General features: G+C 55.7%; 3 rRNA genes. All 3 read left to right on the forward strand.

Annotated features, from left to right (window positions below):
• Nucleotides 1-99: 99 nt before the first annotated feature.
• The 3 genes from DEJ01_RS17790 to rrf all read left to right on the forward strand — a co-directional run bounded on the left by DEJ01_RS17790 (nucleotide 100) and on the right by rrf (nucleotide 5,450).
• Nucleotides 100-1,621 (forward strand): 16S ribosomal RNA (locus DEJ01_RS17790).
• A 432-nt stretch (nucleotides 1,622-2,053) separates the two neighbouring features.
• Nucleotides 2,054-5,181: ribosomal RNA gene (locus DEJ01_RS17795) — 23S ribosomal RNA — on the forward strand.
• Between the two features lie 152 nt (nucleotides 5,182-5,333).
• Nucleotides 5,334-5,450: ribosomal RNA gene (gene rrf / locus DEJ01_RS17800) — 5S ribosomal RNA — on the forward strand.
• The 16S, 23S and 5S rRNA genes sit together here, the layout of an rRNA operon.
• Nucleotides 5,451-5,457: the final 7 nt, after the last annotated feature.

Here is a 5,457-nt window from a genome sequence, read left to right on the forward strand (position 1 = left end):
GGTCATGAAGCAATTCCTTTTGGATTGAAGATTGTCAGTAGACAGTCAACAGTCAGAATCAACTCGGTCTGATGCCTTCGGGTGTTGGGTCTGTATTTTTTTACGGAGAGTTTGATCCTGGCTCAGGACGAACGCTGGCGGCGTGCTTAACACATGCAAGTCGAACGATGATGCCCAGCTTGCTGGGTGGATTAGTGGCGAACGGGTGAGTAACACGTGAGTAACCTGCCCCTGACTCTGGGATAAGCGTTGGAAACGACGTCTAATACTGGATATGATCACTGGCCGCATGGTCTGGTGGTGGAAAGATTTTTTGGTTGGGGATGGACTCGCGGCCTATCAGCTTGTTGGTGAGGTAATGGCTCACCAAGGCGACGACGGGTAGCCGGCCTGAGAGGGTGACCGGCCACACTGGGACTGAGACACGGCCCAGACTCCTACGGGAGGCAGCAGTGGGGAATATTGCACAATGGGCGAAAGCCTGATGCAGCAACGCCGCGTGAGGGATGACGGCCTTCGGGTTGTAAACCTCTTTTAGTAGGGAAGAAGCGAAAGTGACGGTACCTGCAGAAAAAGCACCGGCTAACTACGTGCCAGCAGCCGCGGTAATACGTAGGGTGCAAGCGTTGTCCGGAATTATTGGGCGTAAAGAGCTCGTAGGCGGTTTGTCGCGTCTGCTGTGAAATCCCGAGGCTCAACCTCGGGCTTGCAGTGGGTACGGGCAGACTAGAGTGCGGTAGGGGAGATTGGAATTCCTGGTGTAGCGGTGGAATGCGCAGATATCAGGAGGAACACCGATGGCGAAGGCAGATCTCTGGGCCGTAACTGACGCTGAGGAGCGAAAGCATGGGGAGCGAACAGGATTAGATACCCTGGTAGTCCATGCCGTAAACGTTGGGCGCTAGATGTAGGGACCTTTCCACGGTTTCTGTGTCGTAGCTAACGCATTAAGCGCCCCGCCTGGGGAGTACGGCCGCAAGGCTAAAACTCAAAGGAATTGACGGGGGCCCGCACAAGCGGCGGAGCATGCGGATTAATTCGATGCAACGCGAAGAACCTTACCAAGGCTTGACATACACCGGAAACGGCCAGAGATGGTCGCCCCCTTGTGGTCGGTGTACAGGTGGTGCATGGTTGTCGTCAGCTCGTGTCGTGAGATGTTGGGTTAAGTCCCGCAACGAGCGCAACCCTCGTTCTATGTTGCCAGCGGGTTATGCCGGGGACTCATAGGAGACTGCCGGGGTCAACTCGGAGGAAGGTGGGGATGACGTCAAATCATCATGCCCCTTATGTCTTGGGCTTCACGCATGCTACAATGGCCGGTACAAAGGGCTGCGATACCGTAAGGTGGAGCGAATCCCAAAAAGCCGGTCTCAGTTCGGATTGAGGTCTGCAACTCGACCTCATGAAGTCGGAGTCGCTAGTAATCGCAGATCAGCAACGCTGCGGTGAATACGTTCCCGGGCCTTGTACACACCGCCCGTCAAGTCATGAAAGTCGGTAACACCCGAAGCCGGTGGCCTAACCCTTGTGGAAGGAGCCGTCGAAGGTGGGATCGGTGATTAGGACTAAGTCGTAACAAGGTAGCCGTACCGGAAGGTGCGGCTGGATCACCTCCTTTCTAAGGAGCATCTGGTCAGTGCTGGTCGCCCATCATGGGTGGTTGGTTGCTGGTCCAGGCGCCTGTTTCGGACCGAACGTGTCCGACGGGTAGCTCATGGGTGGAACATTGACAGTGCAGTTGGGAGTGATGCTTCCGACCTCAGTACGCTCTGCTTGCAGGGTTGGGACGGGTCGGGGTGGAGCTGCTGACTGGTGCACGTTGTTGGGTCCTGAGGGACCAGGCTTCCTGCTGTCACGTGAGTGGTGGTGGGGGTTGGGCCTACGGGTCCTTCGTCGGGCCAGGGTGAACCTACCGTTGTGGTGGGGGAGTGCTGGTGCCGATCGTATGTTGAGAACTACACAGTGGACGCGAGCATCTTTGATTCGCGTCATCCATGACCGGCCCTCGGGCTGCTGATTGGTGACGTTGGATCGCAATTTTAATCTTTGTGGTCAAGTTTCTAAGAGCAAACGGTGGATGCCTTGGCATCTGGAGCCGATGAAGGACGTAGAAATCTGCGATAAGCCTCGGGGAGCTGATAATCGAGCCTCGATCCGAGGATTTCCGAATGGGGAAACCCCGCCAGGCGCTTTGCGACCTGGTGACTCCCGCCTGAATATATAGGGCGGGTAGAGGGAACGTGGGGAAGTGAAACATCTCAGTACCCACAGGAAGAGAAAACAACATGTGATTCCGTGAGTAGTGGCGAGCGAAAGCGGATGAGGCTAAACCGATCATGTGTGATAGCCGGCGGGCGTTGCATGGTCGGGGTTGTGGGACACGTCACTCAGTTCTGCCGGACTGGGACGGTTACAGCGCATCATAGTCGAACCGGTTTGAAAGCCGGGCCGTAGTGGGTGCCAGCCCCGTAGACGAAATGGTGTTATGGCCGGATGTGTATCCCAAGTAGCACGGGGCCCGAGAAATCCCGTGTGAATCTGTCAGGACCACCTGATAAGCCTAAATACTCCCAGATGACCGATAGCGGACAAGTACCGTGAGGGAAAGGTGAAAAGTACCCCGGGAGGGGAGTGAAATAGTACCTGAAACCGTTTGCTTACAAACCGTCGGAGCCTCCTTAGTAGGGGTGACGGCGTGCCTTTTGAAGAATGAGCCTGCGAGTTAGTGATATGTGGCGAGGTTAACCCGTGAGGGGCAGCCGTAGCGAAAGCGAGTCTGAATAGGGCGTTTGAGTCGCATGTTCTAGACCCGAAGCGAAGTGATCTATCCATGGCCAGGTTGAAGCGACGGTAAGACGTCGTGGAGGACCGAACCCACTTCAGTTGAAAATGGAGGGGATGAGCTGTGGATAGGGGTGAAAGGCCAATCAAACTTCGTGATAGCTGGTTCTCTCCGAAATGCATTTAGGTGCAGCGTTGCGTGTTTCTCGCCGGAGGTAGAGCTACTGGATGGCCGATGGGCCTCAACAGGTTACTGACGTCAGCCAAACTCCGAATGCCGGTGAGTGAGAGCGCAGCAGTGAGACGGTGGGGGATAAGCTTCATCGTCGAGAGGGAAACAACCCAGACTACCAACTAAGGTCCCTAAGCGTGTGCTAAGTGGGAAAGGATGTGGAGTTGCACAGACAACCAGGAGGTTGGCTTAGAAGCAGCCACCCTTGAAAGAGTGCGTAATAGCTCACTGGTCAAGTGATTCCGCGCCGACAATGTAACGGGGCTCAAGCACACCACCGAAGTTGTAGATTTCGCACTATAGACAAGCCTTCGTGGTTCAGTCGTGCGGAGTGGTAGGAGAGCGTCGTGTGGCGAGTGAAGCGGCGGAGTGATCCAGCCGTGGACGCTACACGAGTGAGAATGCAGGCATGAGTAGCGAAAGACGGGTGAGAAACCCGTCCTCCGAAAGACCAAGGGTTCCAGGGCCAGGTTAATCCGCCCTGGGTAAGTCGGGACCTAAGGCGAGGCCGACAGGCGTAGTCGATGGACAACGGGTTGATATTCCCGTACCGGCGAACAACCGCCCAAGCTAATCCAGTGGTGCTAAGAGTCCTAACCCGGTACAACCGGATCCCTTCGGGGTGATGGTGGCCGGTCTAACGCTCGACCCCATGCTGGTGCGGTTAGCGTATGAACAGGTGTGACGCAGGAAGGTAGCTGAGCCAGGCGATGGTATCCGTAAGGTGAACCTGGTGTAAGGATGTAGGGCTGACGATAGGCAAATCCGTCGTCTGTGTGCCTGAGATCCGACGCGTACCCGTAAGGGGAAATCAGTGATCCTATGCTGCCGAGAAAAGCATCGACGCGAGGTTGCAGCCGCCCGTACCCGAAACCGACTCAGGTGGTCAGGTAGAGAATACCAAGGAGATCGAGAGAATCGTGGTTAAGGAACTCGGCAAAATGCCCCCGTAACTTCGGGAGAAGGGGGGCCGGACACGTGACCGGATTTACTCCGTGAGCGTTGAAGGCCGCAGAGACCAGTGGGAAGCGACTGTTTACTAAAAACACAGGTCCGTGCGAAGTCGCAAGACGATGTATACGGACTGACGCCTGCCCGGTGCTGGAAGGTTAAGAGGAAGGGTTAGCCTTTGGGCGAAGCTCTGAATTTAAGCCCCAGTAAACGGCGGTGGTAACTATAACCATCCTAAGGTAGCGAAATTCCTTGTCGGGTAAGTTCCGACCTGCACGAATGGCGTAACGACTTCCCAGCTGTCTCAACCGCGAACTCGGCGAAATTGCACTACGAGTAAAGATGCTCGTTACGCGCAGCAGGACGGAAAGACCCCGTGACCTTTACTACAGTTTGGTATTGGTGTTCGGAGTGGCTTGTGTAGGATAGGTGGGAGACTGTGAAGCGGGCACGCTAGTGTTCGTGGAGTCATTGTTGAAATACCACTCTGGTCACTTTGGATGTCTAACGTAGGACCCTGATCGGGTTCATGGACAGTGCCTGATGGGTAGTTTAACTGGGGCGGTTGCCTCCCAAAGAGTAACGGAGGCGCCCAAAGGTTCCCTCAACCTGGTTGGCAATCAGGTGGCGAGTGTAAGTGCACAAGGGAGCTTGACTGTGAGACTGACAGGTCGAGCAGGGACGAAAGTCGGGACTAGTGATCCGGCAGTGGCTTGTGGAAGCGCTGTCGCTCAACGGATAAAAGGTACCTCGGGGATAACAGGCTGATCTTGCCCAAGAGTCCATATCGACGGCATGGTTTGGCACCTCGATGTCGGCTCGTCGCATCCTGGGGCTGGAGTAGGTCCCAAGGGTTGGGCTGTTCGCCCATTAAAGCGGTACGCGAGCTGGGTTTAGAACGTCGTGAGACAGTTCGGTCCCTATCCGCTGCGCGCGTTGGAAATTTGAGAAGATCTATCCCTAGTACGAGAGGACCGGGATGGACGAACCTCTGGTGTGTCAGTTGTTCTGCCAAGGGCACCGCTGATTAGCTACGTTCGGACCGGATAACCGCTGAAAGCATCTAAGCGGGAAGCCGTCTTCGAGATGAGATTTCCATGCACCTTGAGTGTGAGAGGCTCCCAGCAGACTACTGGGTTGATAGGCCGGATGTGGAAGCGGGGACTAACGACCCGTGGAGCTGACCGGTACTAATAAGCCGAAGACTTGATAACACACTGATTTCCGTGCACTTGTTGCACGGGCTCGCGTCCACTTTGTGGTTCCCGACAGACGATCGGGAATCGAAACTGAATACACCGCTCTGCCCTCTTCACGGAGGGCAGCAGTCGGAACAGCTTTGAGACCAGATCATGGTCGAAGGTGTTCCGGTGGTCATAGCGAGAGGGAAACGCCCGGTCACATTCCGAACCCGGAAGCTAAGCCTCTCAGCGCCGATGGTACTGCAAGGGGGACCTTGTGGGAGAGTAGGACGCCGCCGGACTTAACGT

It is taken from the genome of Curtobacterium sp. MCLR17_040, assembly GCF_003234735.1.
GTDB classification, from domain to species: domain Bacteria; phylum Actinomycetota; class Actinomycetes; order Actinomycetales; family Microbacteriaceae; genus Curtobacterium; species Curtobacterium flaccumfaciens.